The organism is Bradyrhizobium sp. BEA-2-5 (assembly GCF_032918025.1).
GTDB classification, from domain to species: domain Bacteria; phylum Pseudomonadota; class Alphaproteobacteria; order Rhizobiales; family Xanthobacteraceae; genus Bradyrhizobium; species Bradyrhizobium pachyrhizi.
In genome coordinates this window covers 2,738,338-2,759,884 of sequence record NZ_CP136629.1, presented here as the reverse complement: position 1 = coordinate 2,759,884, position 21,547 = coordinate 2,738,338, and the positions used below count along the sequence as shown (strand labels likewise).

Annotated in this window: 17 protein-coding genes and 2 pseudogenes; 8 read left to right on the top strand and 11 right to left on the bottom strand. The window is 64.9% G+C overall.

The window, feature by feature from the left end:
* Window positions 1-78 precede the first annotated feature (78 nt).
* A pseudogene (locus RX327_RS12835) lies at window positions 79-994 on the bottom strand (intradiol ring-cleavage dioxygenase).
* Window positions 995-1,163: 169 nt separating this feature from the next.
* Between RX327_RS12835 and RX327_RS12830 the strand changes: the two are divergent.
* The 3 genes from RX327_RS12830 (at window position 1,164) to RX327_RS12820 (ending at window position 5,539) form a co-directional block, all read left to right on the top strand.
* The gene (locus tag RX327_RS12830; RefSeq protein ID WP_317250451.1) at window positions 1,164-2,438 is read left to right on the top strand and encodes a serine hydrolase domain-containing protein; all 1,275 of its coding nucleotides are present in this window, start codon (window positions 1,164-1,166) and stop codon (window positions 2,436-2,438) included.
* 185 nt (window positions 2,439-2,623) lie between these two features.
* On the top strand, window positions 2,624-4,132 hold the full coding sequence (locus RX327_RS12825) for a sensor histidine kinase (RefSeq protein WP_317250450.1): 1,509 nt from the start codon (window positions 2,624-2,626) through the stop codon (window positions 4,130-4,132).
* Between the two features lie 87 nt (window positions 4,133-4,219).
* Window positions 4,220-5,539 (top strand): dicarboxylate/amino acid:cation symporter, encoded by a 1,320-nt coding sequence (locus tag RX327_RS12820; protein ID WP_028338130.1) that lies wholly within the window; start codon window positions 4,220-4,222, stop codon window positions 5,537-5,539.
* Window positions 5,540-5,582: 43 nt separating this feature from the next.
* Here RX327_RS12820 and RX327_RS12815 read toward each other — a convergent pair whose 3' ends face one another.
* On the bottom strand, window positions 5,583-5,840 hold the full coding sequence (locus RX327_RS12815) for a hypothetical protein (protein WP_317250448.1): 258 nt from the start codon (window positions 5,838-5,840) through the stop codon (window positions 5,583-5,585).
* Between the two features lie 621 nt (window positions 5,841-6,461).
* On the opposite strand from RX327_RS12815, the gene RX327_RS12810 reads away from it, so the two are divergent.
* From RX327_RS12810 to RX327_RS12800, 3 genes are all read left to right on the top strand, one after another.
* On the top strand, window positions 6,462-6,857 hold the full coding sequence (locus RX327_RS12810; RefSeq protein ID WP_317250447.1) for a helix-turn-helix transcriptional regulator: 396 nt from the start codon (window positions 6,462-6,464) through the stop codon (window positions 6,855-6,857).
* Between the two features lie 232 nt (window positions 6,858-7,089).
* Entirely contained in the window at window positions 7,090-7,281 is a 192-nt protein-coding gene (locus RX327_RS12805) for a hypothetical protein (protein ID WP_028338131.1), read from the top strand.
* A gap of 99 nt (window positions 7,282-7,380) precedes the next feature.
* Window positions 7,381-7,713 (top strand): hypothetical protein, encoded by a 333-nt coding sequence (locus RX327_RS12800; RefSeq protein ID WP_225643312.1) that lies wholly within the window; start codon window positions 7,381-7,383, stop codon window positions 7,711-7,713.
* A gap of 141 nt (window positions 7,714-7,854) precedes the next feature.
* Here the strand turns inward: RX327_RS12800 and RX327_RS12795 are convergent, their stop codons facing one another.
* The 8 genes from RX327_RS12795 to RX327_RS12760 all read right to left on the bottom strand — a co-directional run bounded on the left by RX327_RS12795 (window position 7,855) and on the right by RX327_RS12760 (window position 16,896).
* Window positions 7,855-8,934, bottom strand: a complete 1,080-nt coding sequence (locus tag RX327_RS12795; protein ID WP_317250444.1) for an isocitrate/isopropylmalate dehydrogenase family protein — start codon at window positions 8,932-8,934, stop codon at window positions 7,855-7,857.
* A gap of 112 nt (window positions 8,935-9,046) precedes the next feature.
* Window positions 9,047-10,117, bottom strand: a complete 1,071-nt coding sequence (locus RX327_RS12790) for an alcohol dehydrogenase (RefSeq protein WP_317250443.1) — start codon at window positions 10,115-10,117, stop codon at window positions 9,047-9,049.
* Between the two features lie 122 nt (window positions 10,118-10,239).
* On the bottom strand, window positions 10,240-11,208 hold the full coding sequence (locus RX327_RS12785; RefSeq protein WP_317250442.1) for an oligopeptide/dipeptide ABC transporter ATP-binding protein: 969 nt from the start codon (window positions 11,206-11,208) through the stop codon (window positions 10,240-10,242).
* Window positions 11,205-12,191, bottom strand: a complete 987-nt coding sequence (locus tag RX327_RS12780) for an ABC transporter ATP-binding protein (protein WP_317250441.1) — start codon at window positions 12,189-12,191, stop codon at window positions 11,205-11,207. The genes RX327_RS12785 and RX327_RS12780 overlap by 4 nt, the downstream gene beginning before the upstream one ends.
* Window positions 12,188-13,060, bottom strand: coding sequence for an ABC transporter permease (locus tag RX327_RS12775; protein WP_317250440.1), 873 nt, complete (start codon window positions 13,058-13,060; stop codon window positions 12,188-12,190). Before RX327_RS12775 ends, RX327_RS12780 begins: the two co-directional genes overlap by 4 nt.
* Window positions 13,047-13,997 (bottom strand): ABC transporter permease, encoded by a 951-nt coding sequence (locus RX327_RS12770; protein ID WP_317250439.1) that lies wholly within the window; start codon window positions 13,995-13,997, stop codon window positions 13,047-13,049. Before RX327_RS12770 ends, RX327_RS12775 begins: the two co-directional genes overlap by 14 nt.
* Before the next feature lie 6 nt (window positions 13,998-14,003).
* Window positions 14,004-15,545, bottom strand: coding sequence for an ABC transporter substrate-binding protein (locus tag RX327_RS12765; RefSeq protein ID WP_317250438.1), 1,542 nt, complete (start codon window positions 15,543-15,545; stop codon window positions 14,004-14,006).
* A gap of 118 nt (window positions 15,546-15,663) precedes the next feature.
* Entirely contained in the window at window positions 15,664-16,896 is a 1,233-nt protein-coding gene (locus tag RX327_RS12760) for a CoA transferase (RefSeq protein ID WP_317250437.1), read from the bottom strand.
* 153 nt (window positions 16,897-17,049) lie between these two features.
* On the opposite strand from RX327_RS12760, the gene glgA reads away from it, so the two are divergent.
* Both glgA and RX327_RS12750 read left to right on the top strand, forming a co-directional pair.
* Complete coding sequence (glgA, locus tag RX327_RS12755; RefSeq protein WP_317250436.1) at window positions 17,050-18,477, top strand: glycogen synthase GlgA; 1,428 nt, start codon at window positions 17,050-17,052, stop codon at window positions 18,475-18,477.
* A gap of 180 nt (window positions 18,478-18,657) precedes the next feature.
* Entirely contained in the window at window positions 18,658-19,716 is a 1,059-nt protein-coding gene (locus RX327_RS12750; RefSeq protein ID WP_050385117.1) for a class I SAM-dependent methyltransferase, read from the top strand.
* A 109-nt stretch (window positions 19,717-19,825) separates the two neighbouring features.
* Here the strand turns inward: RX327_RS12750 and RX327_RS12745 are convergent.
* Window positions 19,826-21,443 (bottom strand): annotated as a pseudogene (locus RX327_RS12745) (L,D-transpeptidase).
* Window positions 21,444-21,547 lie beyond the last annotated feature (104 nt).

Here is a 21,547-nt window from a genome sequence, read left to right as displayed (position 1 = left end):
CCACGCGCTGCCAAAATTTGCGATTCGCCCAATCCTTGTGCGGCGCACAAGGATTGGGCAGAAGCGTTCAGAAACCGATCAGGCGTCTTCGGTGACCTTGGTGCCGAGCGGCGCGGGCGCCATTCCGCCGCCGGGCTTCACGTGGAATTCGTAGGTCATCAGGCTCCACGGCCCATCCGATCGCTGGCCATCGGGCATGACAGGATCGGTGCGGCGCTCGACCTTGGCGATCAATTCATCCTTCACGCCGAACACGACGTCGGAATCGATGTACTTGTCGCCTTCGACGAAGACATGCGTGATCAGCGGCTCATAGCCCTTCGCGTTGACCAGAAAGTGCACATGCGCCGGGCGCATCGGGTGGCGACCCGTCTGCACGATCATTTCGCCCACCGGCCCATCGGTCGGGATCGGGTAGCTGCACGGCAGGATGGTGCGGAAGAAGAAGCGGCCGTCGCTATCCGTGATGAAGCGCGCCCGCGCCGACGGACCTTCGGTGGCATAGCTCGGCTTCTGCGAGTCGTAGAATCCGTCATCGTCCGCGTGCCAGATATCGACCGGCACATTGGCCAGCGGCTTGCCCTTGAGATCGGTAACGCGGCTCTGCACGAACATCTTCTCGCCGGTGAGATTGTGCCGAGATGTCGGTGCCGTGCGCGGTCACCTTGTGCTCGCCGACATAGAACGGACCGAGCACCGTGGTCTCGGTGGCGCCCTCGCGGTCGCGGTGGTTCACGGCGTCGACCAGCATGGAGACGCCGAGCACGTCGGACAACAGGATGAACTCCTGGCGCGTGTCGGTGCATTTCTGCCCCGTCCGGGTCAGGAAATCGATGGCGTATTCCCATTCCTCGAAGGTCAGGCCGGTCTTGCTCACGTAATCGTGCAGCGACTTCACCAATTCCTGCAGCAGGAATTTTGCCCGCGGGTTCGGCGTCTGGTCGAAGCTCCGAACGACGGCTTCGGTGAGTTCGGTCTCGTTGAACTGCGTCATCTCGGCGTTTCCCTTGACGGATACCTTGGCAGATACCTTGGGCCCCTTCGGGGGCGCGATTGCAGAGGTGACGGTACACCACCAGCCCAAGGCCGGTAAGCGGCAGCGGATTGGTGCAGCAGACACTTTTCGGCTATCAAGGCTGCCTTGCAAGCCGGAGAAACCCCTGATGCTAGCCCCCACGCCTGCCTCGCCCGAATCCGCGGGAATGTCGACCACTGCCCTCGACCGCGTCGATGCCCATCTGAAGAACCGGTACATCGATGCCGGCCGTTTCCCCGGCACGCAGCTCCTTGTTTATCGCCGCGGCAAGATCGCTCACAGCTCGGTGCAGGGCTTTGCCGACGTCGAGCGCAAGGCGGCGGTGAAGGACGACACCATCTACCGCATCTATTCCATGACCAAGCCGATCACGTCGGTCGCCTTCATGATGCTGGTCGAGGAAGGCAAGGTCGCCATCGACGAGCCCGTCGCCAAATACATTCCGGAATGGAAGGATCTCGGCGTGTTCGTCGCCGGCACCTACCCGGCTTTCCTGACCCGGCCGCCGTCCCGGCCGATGCTGATCGTCGACCTCTTGCGCCACACCTCGGGCCTCACCTACGGCTTCCAGCAGCGCTCCAACGTCGATGCCGCCTATCGCAGTGAGAAGATCGGCGAGGTCGAGAAGTCAGGCACGCTCCAGACCATGATCGAGGGGCTGGCGAAGATTCCGCTGGAGTTCTCGCCGGGCGACGCCTGGAACTACTCGGTCTCGACCGACGTGCTCGGCTACCTCGTCGGCAAGATCTCGGGAATGCCTTTCGAGCAGTTTCTCAAGCAGCGCATTCTCGATCCGCTCGGCATGACCGACACCGATTTCCACGTGCCGGCCTCGAAGGCGCATCGCTTCGCCGCCTGCTATTCCGCCGATCCGCAGGGCGGATTCAACCCGCTCGCCGCCGAGCGCAAGGGCACGCTGACGCTGCAGGACGATCCGACCACCAGCTCGTTCCTGGCGCCGCCTTCGCTGATCTCGGGCGGCGGCGGACTTTGCTCGACCGCGGCCGACTACCTGACCTTCTGCCGGGCGTTGCTCAATGGCGGCGAGCTCGGCGGCGTCAGGCTGCTCGGCCCGAAGACGCTGAAGCTGATGACCTCGAACCATCTACCCGGCGGCGTCGACCTGCCGGCGATGTCGCGCTCGCTGTTCTCCGAGGCCACCTATAACGGCATCGGATTCGGCCTCGGCTTCGCCGTGACCATGCGCCCCGCCGAGACGCTGATCCCCGGCAGCCCCGGCGAATACAATTGGGGCGGCGCCGCCACGACCTCGTTCTGGATCGACCCGGCCGAGGAGCTGATCACCATCTTCATGACCCAGGTGCTGCCCTCCAGCGCCTACCCGATCCGGCGCGAGCTGCGCAGCATGGTCTACGCCGCCATCACCGAGAGCAATCTCTGACACGACGTCATTCCGCGGCGCACACCTCGTTTGAGCATGATCTCCGCGCGAACGCGTTCCGCGTTTGTCGCGAGGGATCATGCTCAAAGCGCCGCGGAACCTCTCTGATATAAAACTATTTCCTTTGGCGAATTTTGCTCGCCTCCCCTAAGCTCGCAGCGAATGGGCACCGACCCGGGGACTTCGTGCCGAAACTGACATTGCCGGTCCGGCTCGCCCTCCTGGTCGCGGGAACGATGTTGCCGCTGATCGTTTTCGCGGTCGGGATCGTCTTCCACAATTATCAGCGGGATCGCCAGGCGGCCACGCAGCGCGTGCTGGAGACGGCGCGCAGCATCCGCTTGCTGCTCGATGCGGAAATGCAGCGCATGACCGGCGGGCTGCAGGTGCTGGCCCTGACCAACTCGCTGCGCAACAGCGACTTCGACAACTTCCGCCGCGTCGCGGTCGGCTTCATCGACCAGTACGGCAAGGATGGCGTGGTACTGGTGGCGGACCGCGCCGGACGCCAGGTGTTCTCCTCGCTGACGCCGGACACCGCGAGCCTGCCGCCGCGCAACAATCTCGAGATCCTCGAGAAGGTGTTCGCGACGCGGCAGCCGCAATACTCCAACCTGTTCTTCGGCGCGGTGAAGCAGCGGCTGATCATCACCGTCGAGGTGCCGGTGATGCGCGACGGCGAGGTGCTTTACGATATCTCCTTCAGCCCGCCGATCGAGGTGTTCCAGGCCATCATCGAGAAGCAGCGCCTTAACCAGGACTGGACCATCTCGATCTTCGACAGCGACGGCGTCAACCTCGCGCGGGTGCCAAATCCGCAGGCGACCATCGGGCAGCGCGCCTCGCCATCGCTGTTTGCCGAGATGTTCCGCCGCGGCGAGGCGACGCTGCCGACCGTCTCGCTGGAGGGCGTGGCGCTGATCACCGGTTTCACCCGGTCGCGGGTCACCGGCTGGACCGTCGCCGCGGGGATCGCGGAGAACTCGCTGGTGGCGCCGCTGTGGCGCTCGCTGGCGATCACCAGCGTGATCGGCGGCGTCCTGCTGCTGGTCGGGCTCGGCTTTGCGGTGCGGATGGCAACCACGATCGCGCGCGGCGAGATGCTGCACGACCTGCTGATCGAAGAGCTCAACCACCGCGTCAAGAACACACTGGCGATCCTGCAATCGATCGCCACGCAGACCTTCCGCAGTGCAAGCCGCACCGAGCGCGACAAGTTCGAGGGACGGCTCGGCGCGCTGGCCGAAGCGCATAATCTCCTCTCCACCGACAAATGGCAGGGCTCCGACTTCCAGGACGTCGTCAGCCGCGTGCTGCGGCCCTACCTCTTGAACACGTCCGCGCGGGTCAGGATGTTCGGCCCCCGCGTGCCGCTGTCGCCCCGGCTTGCCTTGGTGTTGTCGATGATCCTGCATGAGATGGCGACCAACGCCGCCAAATATGGCGCGTTGTCCAACGACACCGGCACGGTGACGCTGGACTGGGAAATCCTCAACGAGGGCCCCGGATCGAAGCTGCGGATGATCTGGACCGAAACCGGCGGCCCACAGGTCACCGCGCCGGTCCAGCGTGGCTTCGGCTCACGGCTGATCGAGCGTAGTGCCCGCGACCAGCTCGGCGGCGAGGCCACCGTGGATTTCCTGCCCCACGGCGTCGTCTACACCGTGACCAGCACCCTCGAAATCGACGGCTGACCGGCTAGGCGCGGCCGATCCTGCGACATCTTGGCACGCAAGTTGCTATGATGGGCGGGTTCGGCCGGCCAGAAACAGGGGGAAGTCATGTCGACCATCGCAGCGGAAGCGACAGTGGCGCGCAAGCCGCTTTACACATCACTGTTCGTGCAGGTGCTTGTCGCGCTGCTGTTCGGCATCGTCATCGGCATGGCCGCGCCCGATTTCGCGATCGGGTTGAAGATATTCAGCGATGCCTTCCTGAAGCTGATCTCGATGATCGTGGCGCCGATCGTGTTCTGCGTCGTCGTGCACGGCATTGCGGGTGCCGGCGACCTCAAGAAGGTCGGCCGGGTCGGCGTCAAGGCGCTGGTCTATTTCGAGGCGATGACGACGGTTGCGCTCGTGGTCGGCCTGCTGCTCGCCTATCTGTTCGGCCCCGGCCACGGCATGAACATCGACACCTCGACGCTGGATGCCAAGGCGCTCGGCAACTATGCCAGCAACGCGCAGAAGCTGAAGGGCGAAGGCATCGGCAGCTTCCTGCTCAACATCATCCCGACCACCTCGTTCGACGCGCTGTCGCGCAACGACGTGCTGCAGGTCTTGTTCTTCGCCATCATCTTCGGCGTCAGCCTGGCACTGGTCGGCGGCGAGAAGGGCGAGAAGATCTCCTCCTTCATCGACGCTGTCTCGACCGTGCTGTTCCGCGCGATGGGCCTCATCGTGCGCTTCGCGCCGATCGGCGTGCTCGGCGCCGTCGCCTATACGGTCGGCAAATACGGCGTCGGTTCGCTGAAGCAGCTGCTGTCGCTGGTCGCGCTGTTCTACGTGTCGGTCGCGATCTTCGTGCTCGGCGTGCTCGGCGCCGTGATGGCGCTCGCCGGCATCAACATACTCAAATTCCTCGGCTACCTGCGCGAGGAGCTGATGATCGTGGTCGCCACTGCATCGTCCGACGCGGTGCTGCCGCAGGTGATGCGCAAGTTGGAGCGTTTCGGCGTCAAGGATTCGGTGGTCGGCCTCGTGATCCCGACCGGCTATTCCTTCAATCTCGACGCCTTCTCGATCTACCTGACGCTCGCGGTCGTGTTCATCGCGCAGGCGACCAACACGCCGCTGTCGTTCGGCGACCTGATGCTGGTGCTCGGCGTGTCGCTGATCACCTCGAAAGGTGCGCATGGCGTACCCGGCTCGGCGATCGTCATCCTGGCGGCGACGCTCAACGCCGTGCCGAGCATCCCGGCGATTGGCCTCGTGCTGGTGCTCTCCGTCGACTGGTTCATCGGCATGGCGCGCGCAGTCGGCAATTTGATCGGCAACTGCGTCGCCACCGTCGTGGTCGCGGCATGGGAAGGTGACCTCGACCGCGACAAGGCCCGTCGCGTGCTCGAAGGCGCCGAGGCGGTTGACGTGACTGCGGGCTGAGCCGTACGTCCCAAGCCGAGCAGCGTCCCGCGCGGGCGCTGGCTTACTTGATCAGCCTCAAATACGGCGGCAGTTGCCGGGCCGTCGTTTGTTCCAGCACGGGCTCATCCGAAGCGATCATGTCACAGTGGGCCTTCAGCTCGGAATCCGTTACCTTGTGGAGCTCCATCCGAAGCTCGAGGATGGCAAGGGACAACAGCCGCGCCGTCTCCGTGTTCGCCCGGTCGGTCAGGAACGCCTGACATTCCTCCAGCGTTGCGAGCAGCGCCAGCAACCGTTCTTCCGTGTTTGCGACCGGCATATCTTCAACTCCCGAAGCCGCGAGGTAGAGTCGAGGCGTTCCCCTCTTTCGCTTCATTGGCCCCTCCCGCCAGAGTTCGCCGGCTTGTCGTAGGCACACATTTGTTCCAGATGATTGAGAACTTTTGGGCAATTGTCCAGCAACATTCCGAAAGCCCGACTTGGACTTACGTCAAACTCTTGCAAATCGGATGATTCAGTCAAGCACCTGCCGGCCACTTCTCGACCTCAGGCTGCACTAGCTGGGGTTGCATCCGTGCAACGACGCCCGTACAATATAGTGGCCCGTAGAACTACGGGCGCTGTGCATTGACGCCTATTATGCATGTGCGCAAAATCTGTGTCGATCAAACTCGCGCTAGTTGTGGTTTGGTCAATATTTTGCCAAATGTAGAGGGCGGGGTGTCGACAGACACCTTGGCGCGGTCGACTTCAGGTAGTCGACCGAGTCGGTACTAGGGTGTTTCCTTGCGCTTTTGCGTTTGGATACCATCCCGCGATCTTCCTGGATTTCGTAGTTCAGACGAACTGGCGATCCACTCGAGCTTAACGCGGTACATCATGAACGTGTCCCTGACCCAACCGGGCCAGGGATTCTCGATTTGAAGGACGGGTCACAAGAATGAACAGATCAGCAGCAAAGAAGATGAAGCAGCGCAGTGCCGGCAAGCCGGACATTGAGCTTGGCAAGCGGATCCGTCTGCGGCGCGTCGAGATGAAGATCTCGCAGGCCGAGCTCGGCGAGAAGCTGGGTGTCAGCTTCCAGCAGGTTCAGAAATACGAGAAGGGCGTCAATCGCGTCGGCGCGGCTCGGCTTCAGCAGATCGCCTCCGCCCTCGATGTGCCCGTGACCTTCTTCTACGACGGCGACAACAAGGCCCGCGAAGTCGAGAGCCTGCTCTTCCTCGACAGCGCCTTCAGCCTCCGCCTGCTGCGCGCCTACAGCAAGATCAAGGACCAGACGGTGCAGCGTCAGCTCGTCTCGCTGATGGAATCGATCGCGGCGAACGAAGACTGAGCGCGGATCGGGTCGCGGCGCCGCGAACGCGATCCCACCACACCGCAACGGCCGGTCGCCGGCCGCTGCGGCCGCACACGCCGGTCGGGCCAGGAGGATGTAAAAGCGCTGCCATCGCCGATGGCGGCGCTTTTTCTTGAGGCGCGGCTGTCTTTCAAGATTTTGTGATCCAGGCGGATAGCTTCAGTCCTGGCCGGATGCGCGGTCATGAAGCGGCGACGAGCATCGCGTCATGATCTCATCGCTCCACCTGAGCATGATCTTCGCGCGCGTCGCCGCGCATGCGCGCCGCGCTTTTCCAGCTCGCGCTTCGACTGCCCATCTCGCGCAGCGCATGCGCGCGCAATGCGTCGCCATTCTGTCGCGCGGCCAATTGTCGCCCGCGCATCAGGCGACCTCAGAACTCCCGCATTTCCTCAGTTGAACCGGCGCCGCCAGAACCAGGTGCACGAGCCTGTCTTTTTTGCCGCAGCAACGAAGTGGCCCGCACGAACGTTTTCAGGCTTCAACCAAGGAGATCTCGATGAATATCAAGCTTGCCGTTATTGGACTCGCCGCGCTTGGAAGCGCAGCGTTGATGTCCGGCGCGGCATCCGCGATGCCCAACGGGCTTCCGCAAGCCGGTCACATCGCGGGCGAAACGTCCAATGTCGACAAGGTGCGCCAGGTCTGCGATCGCTGGGGCCGCTGCTATTGGCGACCGGGCGCATACGGCTACTACGGACCGCGCCATCACGGATGGCATCATCGTCCGCAATTCCACCATCGCCCGCATCATTACGGGCACCGCCCTCATCACGGCGGACATCATGGTGGCCATCACGGCGGCGGACATCACGGCGGACACCATCGCTAATCATCAGCGAGGGGGCTTCGGCCCCCTCACCCTTCCGCGGCTAAAGCATGATCCGGAAAAGTGCGCAGCGGCTTTCCAAAAAGATCATGCTCAAACAAAGAGCTAAGGCGCGATGACGATTCAACCTAATCTCATCGCGCTTTAGAGCGCTGCCAGCACCGCCTTCGCGACATCCGCCGTGCCGTTGTTGCCGCCGAACTCCATCGGCTTGATGCCGCCGGCATAGACTTGGTCCACCGCGCGCTCAATGGTCTCGCTCGCCTCGGCCGCGCTCTCGATGCCGTGCTTGTCGGCGAGCCAGTCCAGCATCATCGCCGCAGATAGGATCATGCCGGTCGGATTGGCCTTGCCCCGTCCCATGATATCAGGCGCGGTGCCGTGGCACGGCTGGAACACCGCGTACTTGTCGCCGATGTCGGCGGAGGGCGCCATGCCGAGGCCGCCGATCAGGCTGGCGGTGATGTCGGAGACGATGTCGCCGAACATGTTCTCCATCACCATCACGTCGAAATCCCAGGGACGTTTCACCAGCGCAGCCGCGGTCGCATCGATGTAGAGGTGGTCAGCTCTGACGTCGGGATGACGCTTCGCAATCTCGTCGAAGATGCCGCGGAAGAAGGCAAACGCCTTGAACACGTTCGCCTTGTCGACGCAGGTGAGCATTCCCGGCTTGCCGCGGGCCCTGCGCCGCTCGGCCAGGCGAAACGAGAACTCGAACAGGCGCTCGGACGTCTTGCGGGTGATCACCATGGTCTCGCGCGCGTCCTCATGGGTAACGACGCCCTTGCCCATCGAGGCGAACAGGCCTTCGGTCGATTCCCTGATGACGACGAGATCGATGCCACGCTGGTCGGCGCCGACGATCGGGCTCGGCACGCCCGGAATGAGCCGCGCCGGACGCACGCCGGCATAGAGATCGAAGATGAAGCGCAGCTCGATCTGCGGCGCGATTTCGGTGTTGTCAGGGTAGCGCACCGACGGCAACCCGCAGGCCCCGAGCAGAATCGCATCCGCCTCCTCGCACAGCCGGATCGTGCTCTCCGGCATCGACTTGCCGGTTTCCTTGTAATGGCCCGCGCCGGCCGGCGCCTCGGTGAAGCGGAATTTGAGACCGGCCGGCGCCTCGATCTTGCGCAGCACGTCGAGCGCCGGCGCCATCACCTCGGGGCCGATGCCGTCGCCACCGAGGACGGCGATGTGGAGGGCGTCGTTGGCGGACATGGGAATCTCCGGAACACAACAGTCATTCCGGGGCGATGCGGAGCATCGAACCCGGAATCTCGAGATCCCGGGTCTGGTGCTGCGCACCATCCCGGGATGACGGTGAGTTGATCTACGGCGTCAGCACCGCGCGGCCGACCAGCTGGCCCTTCTGCAGATTGGTCAGCGCCTCGTTCGCCTTTGCCAGCGGCATCGGCGTGACCGGGATCGCCGGAATCTTCTTGGTTCGCACCAGCTCGAGCAATTCCTGCGTCTCGCGCAGATTGCCGACATAGCTGCCCTGGATCGTCACCGCCTTGATCGGAATCAGCGGCAGCGCCCAGGTCGCGCCGCCGCCGAACAGGCCGACGATGACGAGCTTGCCGCCCTTGGTCAGGCAGTCGAAGCCGAGCTGCGTCGTCGCGGCATTGCCAACCAGATCGATCACGGCACGGATCGGCTGGCCGGCCTTCTTGACGAGTTGTTCCAGCGCGTCGGGCGCCTTGCCGTCAACGGTCGCGAGCGCGCCGGCGGCCTCGGCCGCCTCGCGCTTCTTCGCGTCGATATCGACCATGATCGCACCCTTGCCGCCCATGGCCTTGAGCAGCGACAGCGCCATCAGGCCGAGGCCGCCCGCGCCGAACATCACGATCGGCGTGTCGAAATACTGCTCGACCTTCTTCAGCGCGCTATAGGTGGTGACGCCCGAGCAGGCATAAGGCGCGGCCGTGACGGGATCGAGCCCCTTGAGGTTGAGCAGATACTTCGGATGCGGCACCGTCATGTGGTCGGCGTAGCCGCCGTCGCAATAGACACCGAGTGCATTCGGCTTGATCGCGCACATGTTCTCGTCGCCACCGAGGCAGGTCGGGCATTTGCCGCAGCCGAGCCAGGGATAGGCCAGCGCGACATCGCCGACCTTGAGGCCGCCCTTGTCGGCGTCCTTGACGTCGGGCCCGAAGGCCACGATCTCGCCGACCGTCTCATGGCCCATCGTACGCGGCAGCGAGACGCCGCGGTCCTTCAGCGACAGCGGCTTGCGGCCGTGGCCAAGATCGTAACCGCCTTCCCAGATGTGGAGATCGCTGTGGCAGACGCCGGCGGCCTTCACCTTGATCAGCACCTGCGTGCCCGACGGCTGCGGCGTCGCCTCATCGACCTCCTGCAGCGGCGCCTTGAAATCGGCAACCTTGAAACTCTTCATTGCTGTTCTCCCGTAGCTTGTTCTTGCGGCGGACCTTGCCACGCCTGCCCGTCCGGGACAAACGCTCATGATCCCATTTTCGAGCGAGCCGCCATGCAGCTCGCCTGAAGGCCAAGGCCTATTCAGACCAGCGGATGATGGCAAGCCGCGAACTGGCCGGGCGCAACCACGCGCAGTTCCGGCACTTCGCTGGCGCAGCGCGCGTCGGCGCGCGGGCAGCGGGTGCGGAAGCGGCAGCCGGACGGTGGTGCAATCGGCGACGCCGGCTCACCGACCGGCACGCTCTGGGTCGGGCGGACATCCGGATCTGGCACCGGGATCGCCTGCAACAACAGCCCGGTATAGGGATGTGCGGGTCTTGCGAACAATTGCTCCGACGGCCCGACCTCGCAGAGCCGGCCGAGATACATGACCGCGACGCGATCGCTGACCGCTTTGACCACCGCGAGGTCGTGCGCGATGAACAGCAGCGTCAGACCGAAGCGCGCCTTCATCTCCTCGAGCAGGTTAAGGATCTGCGCGCGGATGGAAACGTCGAGCGCCGAGACCGGCTCGTCGCAGACGATGAACTCCGGGTTGAGCACAAGTGCTCGCGCGATGCAGATGCGCTGGCATTGACCGCCGGAGAATTCGTGCGGAAGGCGTCCGCTCACGAGCGCCGGATCGAGGCCGACCGCCGACAGCACGTCGCTGACCCGCCGCCGACGTTCCTCGGGATCCTTCACGCCCGCGATCACCAGCGGCTCGGCGACGATGTCGCCGATCCGCCGCCGCGGATTGAGCGAGGCAATCGGGTCCTGGAAGATCAGCTGCACGCGCCGGCGCATCTTGCGCAGTGGCTCGCCCTTCAGCGTGGTCAGATCGTGCCCGTCGAACAGCACCTTGCCGGAGACGGCCTGGCGCAATTGCAGCACCGCCCGCCCGAGCGTCGACTTGCCGCAGCCGGATTCGCCGACCAGCCCCAGCGTCTCGCCGCGCGCGACCTCGAGACTGACATCGGAGACGGCATGGATGGTCTTGCCCCCTACCGAATATTCGACGACGAGGTTTTCCACCTTCATCAGCGGATCGGGGGCTGCCTGCAGCATCATGCGCCGACCCCCGCGGTGATCGGATGGAAGCAGGCGTAGAGATGCTCCGGCGTTTCAGCCCGGCTGAGCTGCGGCTTCTCCGTGCCGCAGCGCTCCGCGGAGTAGCGGCAACGCGGCGAGAACGAGCAACCCTTGAGCGGCCGGGTCGGGTCGGGCGGCCGCCCCGAAATCGCCGGCAGCGGCGTATGCGGCGCGACGTCGAGCTTCGGCAGCGCGGCGAGCAGCGCCTCGGTGTAGGGCATCCGCATCTGCTTGAACAAGGCAGGCGTCGACGCGCGTTCGACGACGCGCCCGGCATACATCACGGCGACCTCGTCGGCACGGCCGGCGACGACACCGAGATCGTGGGTGATGATGATCATCGCCATGTGCCGGCGGCGCTGCTCGCGCGCCAGCAGATCGAGGATCTGCGCCTGGATCGTGACGTCGAGCGCGGTGGTCGGCTCGTCCGCGATCAGGAGCTTCGGCTCGCAAGATAATGCGATCGCGATCGCGACGCGCTGGCGCATGCCGCCGGAGAGCTGGTGCGGATATTGCGCGAGCCGCTGCTCCGGCGCGGGAATGCCGACGGCCGCCAGCAGCTCGATGCTCCGCTGCCGGGCCTCGGCAAGATCGAGCTCGAGATGTTCCACAATCGTCTCCATCAACTGCGTGCCGATCGTCAGCACCGGATTGAGCGAGGTCATGGGATCCTGGAACACCACCGCGAGGGAGCGGCCGCGCAGCTTGCGCAATTTCTCGGCCGGCAGTTTCGTCAGATCCTGGCCGTCGAACATCACGCGCCCCGTCAGCTTTGCCTTCTTCGGCAGCAGCTGAAGCACCGCGCGCGACAGCATGGTCTTGCCGCAACCGGATTCGCCGACGATGCCGAGCGTGCGGCCGGCCTCCAGCGACAGATCGACATGATCCACGGCGCGCAGATTGCCGCGCGGGGTCGGCAGCTCGACCACCGCACTCTCGACCGATAGCAGCGTCCGGCTCATAGCGCGCCCTGCCTGGGATCGGTCAGCGCACGCATCGTATCGCCGATCAGGTTGAACGAGAGCACGGTCAGGAACATCGCGATCGCCGGAAGGAAGGCGAGCCGCGGCGCGACGTCGAGGCTCTCGCGGCCCTCGCCGATCATGCTGCCCCAGCTCGCCATCGGCGGCGGCACGCCGAGACCGAGGAAGGACAGCGCCCCCTCGACCACGATGGTGACGGCGACGCCGAGCAGGAAGAAGGCGAGCAGCGGCAGGATCACGTTGGGCAGCAGCTCGCGCAGGAGGATACGCGCGTGGCTGGCGCCGAGCGCTTCGGCGGCGATCACGAACTCGCGCCGCGCCAGGGTCAGCGTCGCAGCGCGCGCCACGCGCATGAAGGCGGGAATGCCGAGCACGCCGAGGATCAAGGTGAGATTGGGAATGGACTGGCCGAGATAGGCCGTTACGGCAAGCGCGAAGATCAGCGGCGGAAAGGCGAGCAGCACGTCCATGCTGCCGACCACCAGCGTCTCGAACCTGCCGCGGAAATAGCCGGCGAGCATGCCGAGCGCGCCGCCGATGGTAACCCCGATCATCGGTGCGCAGAGGCCGACGATCAGCGAGATGCGCGCGCCATAGATCAGCCGCGACAGCTCGTCACGGCCGAGACCGTCGGTGCCGAGCCAATGCTCGGCGGAGGTGGGCGCCCGCCGCTCCAGCATGTCCATGTCGGTCGGGCTCGGAAGCGGCAGCAGGTCGGCAAAGATCGCGACCGCGAACACCAGCGTCATCCAGCCGATCGCGATCCAGAACAACATGCCGAGCCCGCGGCGGCGCCGGGCCGGCGTCGCACCGGCCTCTTCCTCGAGGCTGAGCTCAAGCGTGGCCATGGCGAATCCTCGGGTCGAGCACGGCGTAGAGCATGTCGACGATGAAATTGACGATGACGAAGCCGCAGGCGACCAGCAGCACCACGCCCTGGAGGATGACGAGGTCGCGGGTGTAGATCGCGCCGACCAGCAGCCGGCCGATGCCCGGCAAGGCGAAAATCGACTCGACGATGACGGCGCCGCCGAGCAGACGGCCGATATTGATGCCTGTCACCGTCACCAGGGTCAGCGACGAAGGCTTGAGCGCATGCACGAACAGGATGCGGGATGGCTTGAGGCCTTTTGCTTTGGCGAGTGCGATATAGTCCTCCTGCAAGGTCGCGATCATGTCGGAGCGCAGCACCCGCATGATGCCCGGCCATTCCGCGAGCGCGAGCGTCAGGGCCGGCAGCACGAAGAAGCGCAGATTGCTGAGCGGCTCCTCGGAGAACGGCACATAGCCGGTCGCGGGCAACCAGTGCAGCTCGACCGCGAACAGATAGATCAGCAGGATCGCGGTGAGAAAAGACGGCATCGACAGCATGGCGAAGGCGCTGCCGGTCATGAGGCGGTCGAAGGCGCCGCCGGCCTTGGCCGCGCAGGCGATTGCGAGCGGCACGCCGATCGCAAGCCCGATCAGCTCGGCCAGGATCATCAGCTCGAACGAGACCGGGATGCGTTCGCTGACGGCCTGCAACACGGTCTGCCCGGTGCGGAAGGATCGCCCGAAATCGCCCTGCAGGATATGCCACAGCCAGCCGAGATAGCGCAGCCAGAGCGGCTGATCCAGGCCCATGTCACGCCGCAGCGCCGCGACATTCTCCGGCGTCGCCTGATCGCCGAGGATGACGAAGGCGAGATCGCCTGGCAGCAGCGAGGCGATCAGGAAGGTGAGCAGCGAGACCGCGATCAGCACCGGTACCAGGTACAGGAGCCGGCGCGCGACGAAGAACAGCATGAAAGGCTATTCCTTCCAGGCGTAGGAGACGTCGATCACGCCGTTGTAGATCTTCGGAAAGCCCTTCAGCTTCGAGCTTGACAGCGCGTAATACGTGTTCTGGAAGGTCCAGAACCAGATCGCCTCCTTGTTGATCAGGCGGCTGATGGCGCAGTAATCCTCGGTGCGTTTGGCGGTATCGGCGGTGGTTCGCGCATGCTCCAGCAGGCGGTCGAGTTCCGGGTCGGAGAAGTTCGCCAGCGCCAGCGGGCTGCCGCTGCGGAAATTCGCGTACATCTGCGGATCGGGATCGGCGAGATCGACGATGCGCCACGGCGTCAGCTGGAATTGTCGGGTGAAGGCGCGCGACGGAATGGTGGCCTGATCGACCTGCTCGATCTCCATGTTGGCCCCGACGCGCTTCCAGAACTGCTGGAGCACCTGGCCGATGGTACGGCCGCGCGGCGTCGCCGAGACGATCATCTTGAAATCAACCGGCTTGCCGTAGTCCTTGAGCAGCGCCTTGGCCTTCGCAGTGTCCTCCGGCAGCGCGCCGTCGTCCTTGCACTTGACCCAGGAGCCGTCGCCATAAGGATTGCTCGCGGGCCGGCTCAGACCGTTGCTGATCGCCTGCGACATCTTCGGACGATCGATCGCCATCACCAGCGCCTGGCGCACGCGGACGTCGTCGAACGGCGCGACCTTGGTGTTGAAGGCGTAGACCTGCGCGCCGGAGCCGGCATAGGAGTGAACCGTCAGGCTCTTGTCCTTCTGCGCCTTCATGATGTTGTCGGCGTCGTTCTCGTCGTCCCAGATGATGTCGGCCTCGCCCGATTGCAGCGAGGCGAAGCGCGACTGCGCGTCAGGCAGCGGTTTCAGGATGATGCGGTCGAGATAGGGACGGCTCTTGTCCCAGTAATTGGGATTCTTCTCAAGTACCATGCGATCGCCCGCGGTCCAGGATTTCAGGATATAGGGACCGGTGCCCACGGGATTGCGATTGTAGTCGTCACCCCTGGTCTTCCAGGCGGTCGGAGAATGCATAACATTGTTGGAGCTCTGAATGGATTGCGTCGCCGGGAAGTTCACCGCCGGGTCGCTGAAATTATAGCGCACCGTGAGGTCATCGATGACGTCCACGCTCTTGACGTTGGTGATGTAGAACGCACAGCGGCACTTGTTGGCGGGATCCTTCTGCCGGTCGAAGTTCTCCTTGACGGCCTGCGCGTTGAACGGCGTGCCGTCGTGGAATTTCACGCCCTGGCGCAGCTTGAAGGTCCAGCTCTTGTAGTCGTCGGAATGGGTCCAGGACACCGCGAGCTTTGGCGCGGCCTCGCCCTTGTCGTCGAGGGTGGTCAGCGTGTCGAAGATCGCGGCGGCCGCGGTGTTGGCCGAGGTATCGTAAACGCCGACCTTGAGCGGATCGAAGCCCGGAATGTCCAGTTCCTGGCCGACGGTGAGCGTGCCGCCCTGCTTCTGCGCATGGGCCGGTGCAGCGAACGCCGCTGCACCCAATCCCGCCACAAGAAATATGCGCGCAACCGTGTGCGCGCGCCCGACCGGCTTCATCAATGCTCCCTCCCAGGTGGGCGACGTCCGGTGTTCCGGATCGTCGTGTGTTGGGCGGCAGATTGTCCGGAATCGCCGCGCGCGACAAGACCGTAATACGGATGAAAAAGCCGCAGGCTTAATGACGCGCCGTCTTTGCCGGTTGCGCTGCGAAGCCCGCGATCTGATCCTCGGAGAGCCCGATCTCCTTCAGATAGGACAGCGTGTGCTCGCCGAGCGTCGACATCCGCTTGCGCGCACCGACCGTGGCGCCGGACATGCGGAACGGCAGATTGAGCACCTTGAAGCTGCCGCCGCCGTCCGCAACCTCGGCCAGCGCGCCGCGATGGGCGATTTGTGGATCGGCGAGCGCCTCGCGCACAGTGCGATAGGCCGATGACGGCACGCCATACTCGTTGAGCGCGGCAAGGCAGGCCTGCGTGCTGACCGAGCGCGACCACGCCTCAACGCCCTCCATCAGGCCCGCCCAGTTCTCCCGCCGATCGGAATATTTGGCGAAGCGCGGATCGGATACCCAATCGGGACGGCCGATCACCTGCATCAGGTTCTGGAACGTCTTCTCGCTGGCGATCGCCACCATCACGTAGCCGTCGGTGGTTTCGATCGGACCGAACATCGGGCGCTGGGTTTGCTTCACCTCGAATTGCGACCACTGCAACTCGTTCAGGGTCAGGCTGAGCATCGATTCCAGCATCGAGACGTCGATGTGCTGGCCCTTGCCGGTGCGCGTGCGCTGATAGAGCGCCGAGGCGATCGCGCCGAAGCCGTAGACGCCGGTGACGACGTCGGCATGGTAGATGCCGCAATAATCGGGACGGTTGCGGCCCGGCTGGTAGGCCAGATGCGCCATGTCGTAGCCGGAGGCCGCATGGATCACGGGCGCGTAGGCCGGCAGCTCGGCCGAGGGGCCGGTCTGGCCGTAGCCGGAGATCGAGCAGTAGATCAGCCTCGGATTGATGTCGCGGATAGAGGCGTAATCGAGCTTCAGCCGCCGCATCACGCCGGGACGGAAATTCTCCACCAGCACGTCGGCGGTGGCGATCAGCCGGCGCACGGCTTCGACGCCGGCCGGCGACTTCAGGTCGAGCACCAGGCTGTTCTTGCCGATATTGAGCTGGCCGAACGCCGTCGAGCAATTGTTGCGCAGCGGTGGCCGGGTCCGCATCGTCTCTCCGCCGTCCGTCTCGATCTTGATGACCTCGGCGCCCATGTCGGCGAGCATCCGCGTGCAATGGGGGCCGGCGATGGTGGTCGAGAAATCCAGCACACGAAGGCCGTCGAAGCTCCGTGTCAAATTCCCCTCATCGTCAGCGGCTATGGTCGTCGGCAAGGCTTCCTCCACCTTCGTCATTGGTTGTTCGGCGTCGCGTGACCCTAAAGTGAGCCGCCCTGGCAGGAAAGCGTCTCGTCCAGACCGGGAGCGCGGGCCGTCTTGCATTTTACTCAAAGGCAGATTGGACCCGATCTTGCATAGCCATGTCACGGGCTGGAACGAGGGCGCTTGTTGAAGGTCTTATTCGTCACGACGGAGATGGACGATTTCGTCCGCGTGGGCGGGCTCGCCGCCGTTTCCGCTGCCCTTCCGCGGGCGCTCCGCCCCTGGAGCGACGTCCGGATCATGCTTCCCGGCTACCGGGATGTGGTCGAACAGTTCACGCATATTGAAATCGTTGGACAATGCCGAGCGCTCGCGGAGATGCCGGCCTGCTCGCTCGGCCGGGCCGCGACTAAGGACGGCCTGCCGGTCTATGTGCTGTTGTGCTCACAGCTCTACGACCGGCCCGGCAATCCCTATGGCGACGAGGCCGGACGCGACTGGCCCGACAACGACATCCGCTTCGGCCGCTTTGCCTCCGCCGCTGCCGAACTTGCAGCCGGGATGCTGGACAAGAATTGGGCAGCGGACCTCGTACACGCCAACGATTGGCAGGCCGCGCTCACACCGGCCTACCTCGCCTGGCGCAACGCGCGGATTCCGTCGATCCTGACCATTCACAACCTCGCCTATCAGGGCCTCTTCCCGAAGGACTCGCTGCGGCGGATCGGCGCACCGGAGAGCTCCTTCCACATCGACGGCGTCGAGTTCTACGACCAGGTCTCCTTCCTCAAGGCCGGGCTGGTCTACGCCTCGCACCTCACCACGGTAAGCGCGACCTATGCCAGGGAGATCACGACCGCGGAGCTCGGCTGCGGCCTCGAAGGCCTGCTTCGCGTGCGCTCGGATGCAGCCGAGCTCACCGGCATCCTCAACGGCATCGACGAGAGCTGGGACCCGCGCTCCTGCGCCCAGCTCGCCCAGCAGTTCGGCGCCGGCGACTGGAAGGGCAAGCAGGCCAACGCCGACTATGTCCGCCGCCAGTTCGGGCTTGCGGTCTCGCGCGGCCCGATGTTCGGCATCGTCGCGCGGCTCGTGCACCAGAAGGGCATCGACCTCGTGCTGTCCGCGGCCGACGAGATCGTCGACGCCGGCGGGCAGATCGTGGTCACCGGCTCCGGCGAGCCCGCCATCGAGGATGCGCTGGTGGCCGCGCATCGCCGCCGGCCCGATGCGATCGGCGTGATCATCGGCTTCAACGACGCCCAGGCTCGCCGCATCTTCGCCGGCAGCGACTTCACGCTGATGCCGTCGCGCTTCGAGCCGTGCGGCCTCAGCCAGATGTATGCCCAGCGCTTCGGCTCGCTGCCGATCGGGCACCAGACCGGCGGCCTCGCCGAGACCATCACCGACGGCGAGACCGGATTCCTGTTTTCGAAGCCGTCGGCGGAATCCTTCCTTGGCGGCGTCAGGCGCGCCTTCGACGCCTACCGCGCCAAGGACCGGCTCAACGCCATGCGCTCCAGCGCGATGGCCAAATCCTACAGCTGGGACCTGTCGGCCGCCTGCTACGGTACGCTGTACAAACGGCTGGTCATGCCGCGCGTGATGGCGTAGGCGGCCCGCCTCGCGGGCTTGTGAAGCCCGGCGGCTGTGGGATCCCACCGGCCCAGTAACAATCGGGTCATTGCACCGAACCTTTCAGGCGATCACATCGCCCCACGACTGGACGACGACGCATGCGTGAAATTGCGAATGATGACTTTTGGCCAAACGCGATTGCGATGGAGGAACATCATGGACGTCAACGAAGAGCGCCTCAATTCATTCATGGGAAAGATGATCGGCGATGTCGGCGCGGCGATGAACGCCTCGCTGATGCTCCTGGGCGACAAGCTCGGGCTCTACAGGGCTCTCGCGCAGGGCGGGCCGATGAATGCCGCGGCCCTGGCCAAGGCGACGGGAACATCCGAGCGCTACATCCAGGAGTGGCTGTCGGCGCAGGCGGCCTCCGGCTACATCGAGTACGACAAGGCATCCGGAAAATTCTCGATGCTGCCCGAGCAGGCGCTCGCGCTGGCCGACGAGGACAGCCCGGTCTTCCTCGGCGCCGTCGGAAGCCTGGTCGGCGCGACCTTTCTCGATGAGCCAAAGATTACCGACGCCTTCAAGACCGGCAAGGGCGTCGGCTGGAACAGGCGCAGCGAGTGCCTGTTCTGCGGCACCGCCCGCTTCTTCCGTACCAGCTACAAGCACTATCTGGTGCAGGAATGGCTGCCGGCGCTCGAGGGCGTCGTCGACAAGCTGAAGAAAGGCGCTGTCGTCGCCGACGTCGGCTGCGGGCACGGCGTCTCGACGCGATTGATGGCGGAGGCGTTTCCGAAATCAACCTTCTACGGCTTCGACTATCACGACGGATCGATCGAGGCGGCGCGGAAGTCCGCGCGGGAAGCGGGACTGTCGGACCGCGTTCATTTCGAAACGCACTCCGCCAAGACATTCCCGGCCAAGGGCTATGACCTGGTGTGCTTCTTCGACTGCCTGCACGACATGGGCGATCCGGTCGGCGCCCTCAAGCACACCCGCTCCACCCTCGCCGACGACGGCACCTGCATGCTGATCGAGCCGTTCGCCAACGACCGGCTGGAGGACAACCTCAATCCGATCGGGCGCGTCTACTACGCCGCCTCGACGATGATCTGCACGCCGGCGTCGCTGGACCAGGAGGTCGGGCTCGCGCTCGGCGCGCAGGCTGGAGAGGCAAGGCTGCGCGAGGTGGCGCGCCAAGGCGGCTTCTCGCGGTTCCGCCGCGCCGCGGAAACGCCGTTCAACCTGATCTTGGAAGCCCGCCCGTAAGACGTGGCAACCGCGCAATGCGATTGGGCGGCGGCACCACGCCGCCCAACGCTGCAATGCTGATGTGGCCCCGCGGCCGCTCATTGCGGCCTACGTCCTCGCCGCTCTGCTACCAGTCCTGTTGCGATTGCCAGAAGTACTGGCCGCCGCGCCGGCGCGGATTGGCGGCTTGCGGATTACCGTAAATCTGGGGATTGCTGTATTGGGGACTGCCATACGGGGTGCCGTATTGGGTGCCCGACTGGGGATTCCAGCTGCGCTGACTGAAGAAGCCGAAGCCGTCGTCCCCGCTCGCCACCATGTCGTCGTTCATCATGGGCCGGGTCGGCTTGCGCGTGATGAAACCGCCCTGCGGCTCGTTGCTCAGCACCGCGACGAACTCGGTGCGGTAATTGGTCTCGCTGCTCAGGGGCTCATCCGAGACGACGATCGACGAGCGCGGCAACGGCAGTCGGCGCGATGCGATCCAGCACATCCTGCGGGATGGTGACACGGTCGAGCGCATTCCTGGCGTTGTCGCCGTCGTCGATCGACACCTCGGTCCAGCGCAGGCCGCCCGCGTTGTTGCGCGCCATCGCCGTGAAGATATGCGTGCCGAGCGGCTGGTCGGGATTGCGGATCGTGACGGGAACCTCGATGCTGGTGTCGAACACCTCGCCGCCGCCATCGGGCGCCGGCTTGTGCGTGTTCCGCCGCACGTAGAGCTTCTGCGTCGCGCGGCTGATGTAGACCGAGACCGGCTCGCCTGCGAGCTTCGCGTCGGTCGCCGCCTTCTGGCTATCCGCTTTCTTGGTCTCGGCCGCCTTGGCGGCGTCCTTGGCGGCGGCTGCGGCGTCGAGCTTCGGCTTGGCGTCGCCCTGGGCGGCCTCGAACTGCGTGGTCGCTTCCGCGGCCTTGGCCACCGCCTTCTGCTTAAGATCCTCGGCGCGCGCCTTGGCCTGGTCGGTCTTGGCCGCGGCGAGCGTCTTGTCGGCCAACGCAACCGCAGCGTCGGCACGGGTCTTGATCTGTTGCAATTTGCGCAGCGACGCCGGCGTGAACAGTGCGGCTTCCTTGGTCGCGGCCACCGAGGCCTTCTTCGCCTCGTCGGCCGCCTTGGCGGCATCCGCGGCTTCGCGGCTGAGCTTATCGGCGCGCGCCGGCGCGGCCGCGATGGCTTGCGCGTTCGGCACGAACAGCGCCGGATGGGTGAAATCGACCGGGGCCGCGTCGTGCGGCGAGATGATCACACGCATCCCGATATTCGTCTTGTCGAACAGATTCTCGGCAAAGCCGAACGGCATGCGCACGCAGCCGTGCGAGGCGGCATAGCCGGGCAGCGGTCCGCCATGCAGGGCAATGCCGTTCCAGGTGATGCGCAGCATGTTCGGCATCCAGGCATCGTCATACATGGTCGAGCGATGGTCCTTGTCCTTCTCGACGATGGCGAACACGCCGGCCGGCGTCTCGCGGCCCGTGGTGCCGGTCGACACCGGCGCGCGCATGATCCAGCCGTCGGCGTCGTAGAAAGTGACCTGCTGGCTCTTGATCGACACGATCGCCATGATCGGATCGCCGGCGGTGCGCGGCGCGGTCGCCTCGACGGCCGCCGCGGTACGCTGCTCTTTCGCCGCGACGCCACCGGTCAGTGACGCAAGTGTGACCATCGCTGCGAAAGTCACAAAGGCGGGTTGGCCCCAACGCCGCATCGCTCCGGTGGTTTGCGCCGTCGTCGTTCGATGTACCATGCCGCTCCTCGGTCGAAATGCCTGCCCGCGCTCCGTCAATCCCGTACCAGACCGCGATTTTGGATTGATTAATCGCCGCCACGGTCCAACGCGCGAACTCGCTC

Excerpts from the sequence above, each read along its gene's own strand:
- RX327_RS12790 (WP_317250443.1), bottom strand. The coding sequence starts at position 10,117 with ATGAAGAGTTTCAAGGTTGCCGATTTCAAGGCGCCGCTGCAGGAGGTC.
- RX327_RS12820 (WP_028338130.1), top strand. The coding sequence starts at position 4,220 with ATGTCGACCATCGCAGCGGAAGCGACAGTGGCGCGCAAGCCGCTTTAC.
- RX327_RS12780 (WP_317250441.1), bottom strand. The coding sequence starts at position 12,191 with ATGAGCCGGACGCTGCTATCGGTCGAGAGTGCGGTGGTCGAGCTGCCG.
- RX327_RS12810 (WP_317250447.1), top strand. The coding sequence starts at position 6,462 with ATGAACAGATCAGCAGCAAAGAAGATGAAGCAGCGCAGTGCCGGCAAG.
- RX327_RS12760 (WP_317250437.1), bottom strand. The coding sequence starts at position 16,896 with ATGACGAAGGTGGAGGAAGCCTTGCCGACGACCATAGCCGCTGACGAT.
- RX327_RS12830 (WP_317250451.1), top strand. The coding sequence starts at position 1,164 with ATGCTAGCCCCCACGCCTGCCTCGCCCGAATCCGCGGGAATGTCGACC.
- RX327_RS12785 (WP_317250442.1), bottom strand. The coding sequence starts at position 11,208 with ATGATGCTGCAGGCAGCCCCCGATCCGCTGATGAAGGTGGAAAACCTC.
- RX327_RS12805 (WP_028338131.1), top strand. The coding sequence starts at position 7,090 with ATGATCTCATCGCTCCACCTGAGCATGATCTTCGCGCGCGTCGCCGCG.
- RX327_RS12765 (WP_317250438.1), bottom strand. The coding sequence starts at position 15,545 with ATGAAGCCGGTCGGGCGCGCGCACACGGTTGCGCGCATATTTCTTGTG.
- RX327_RS12750 (WP_050385117.1), top strand. The coding sequence starts at position 18,658 with ATGGACGTCAACGAAGAGCGCCTCAATTCATTCATGGGAAAGATGATC.
- RX327_RS12770 (WP_317250439.1), bottom strand. The coding sequence starts at position 13,997 with ATGCTGTTCTTCGTCGCGCGCCGGCTCCTGTACCTGGTACCGGTGCTG.
- RX327_RS12775 (WP_317250440.1), bottom strand. The coding sequence starts at position 13,060 with ATGGCCACGCTTGAGCTCAGCCTCGAGGAAGAGGCCGGTGCGACGCCG.
- RX327_RS12795 (WP_317250444.1), bottom strand. The coding sequence starts at position 8,934 with ATGTCCGCCAACGACGCCCTCCACATCGCCGTCCTCGGTGGCGACGGC.
- RX327_RS12800 (WP_225643312.1), top strand. The coding sequence starts at position 7,381 with ATGAATATCAAGCTTGCCGTTATTGGACTCGCCGCGCTTGGAAGCGCA.
- RX327_RS12815 (WP_317250448.1), bottom strand. The coding sequence starts at position 5,840 with ATGCCGGTCGCAAACACGGAAGAACGGTTGCTGGCGCTGCTCGCAACG.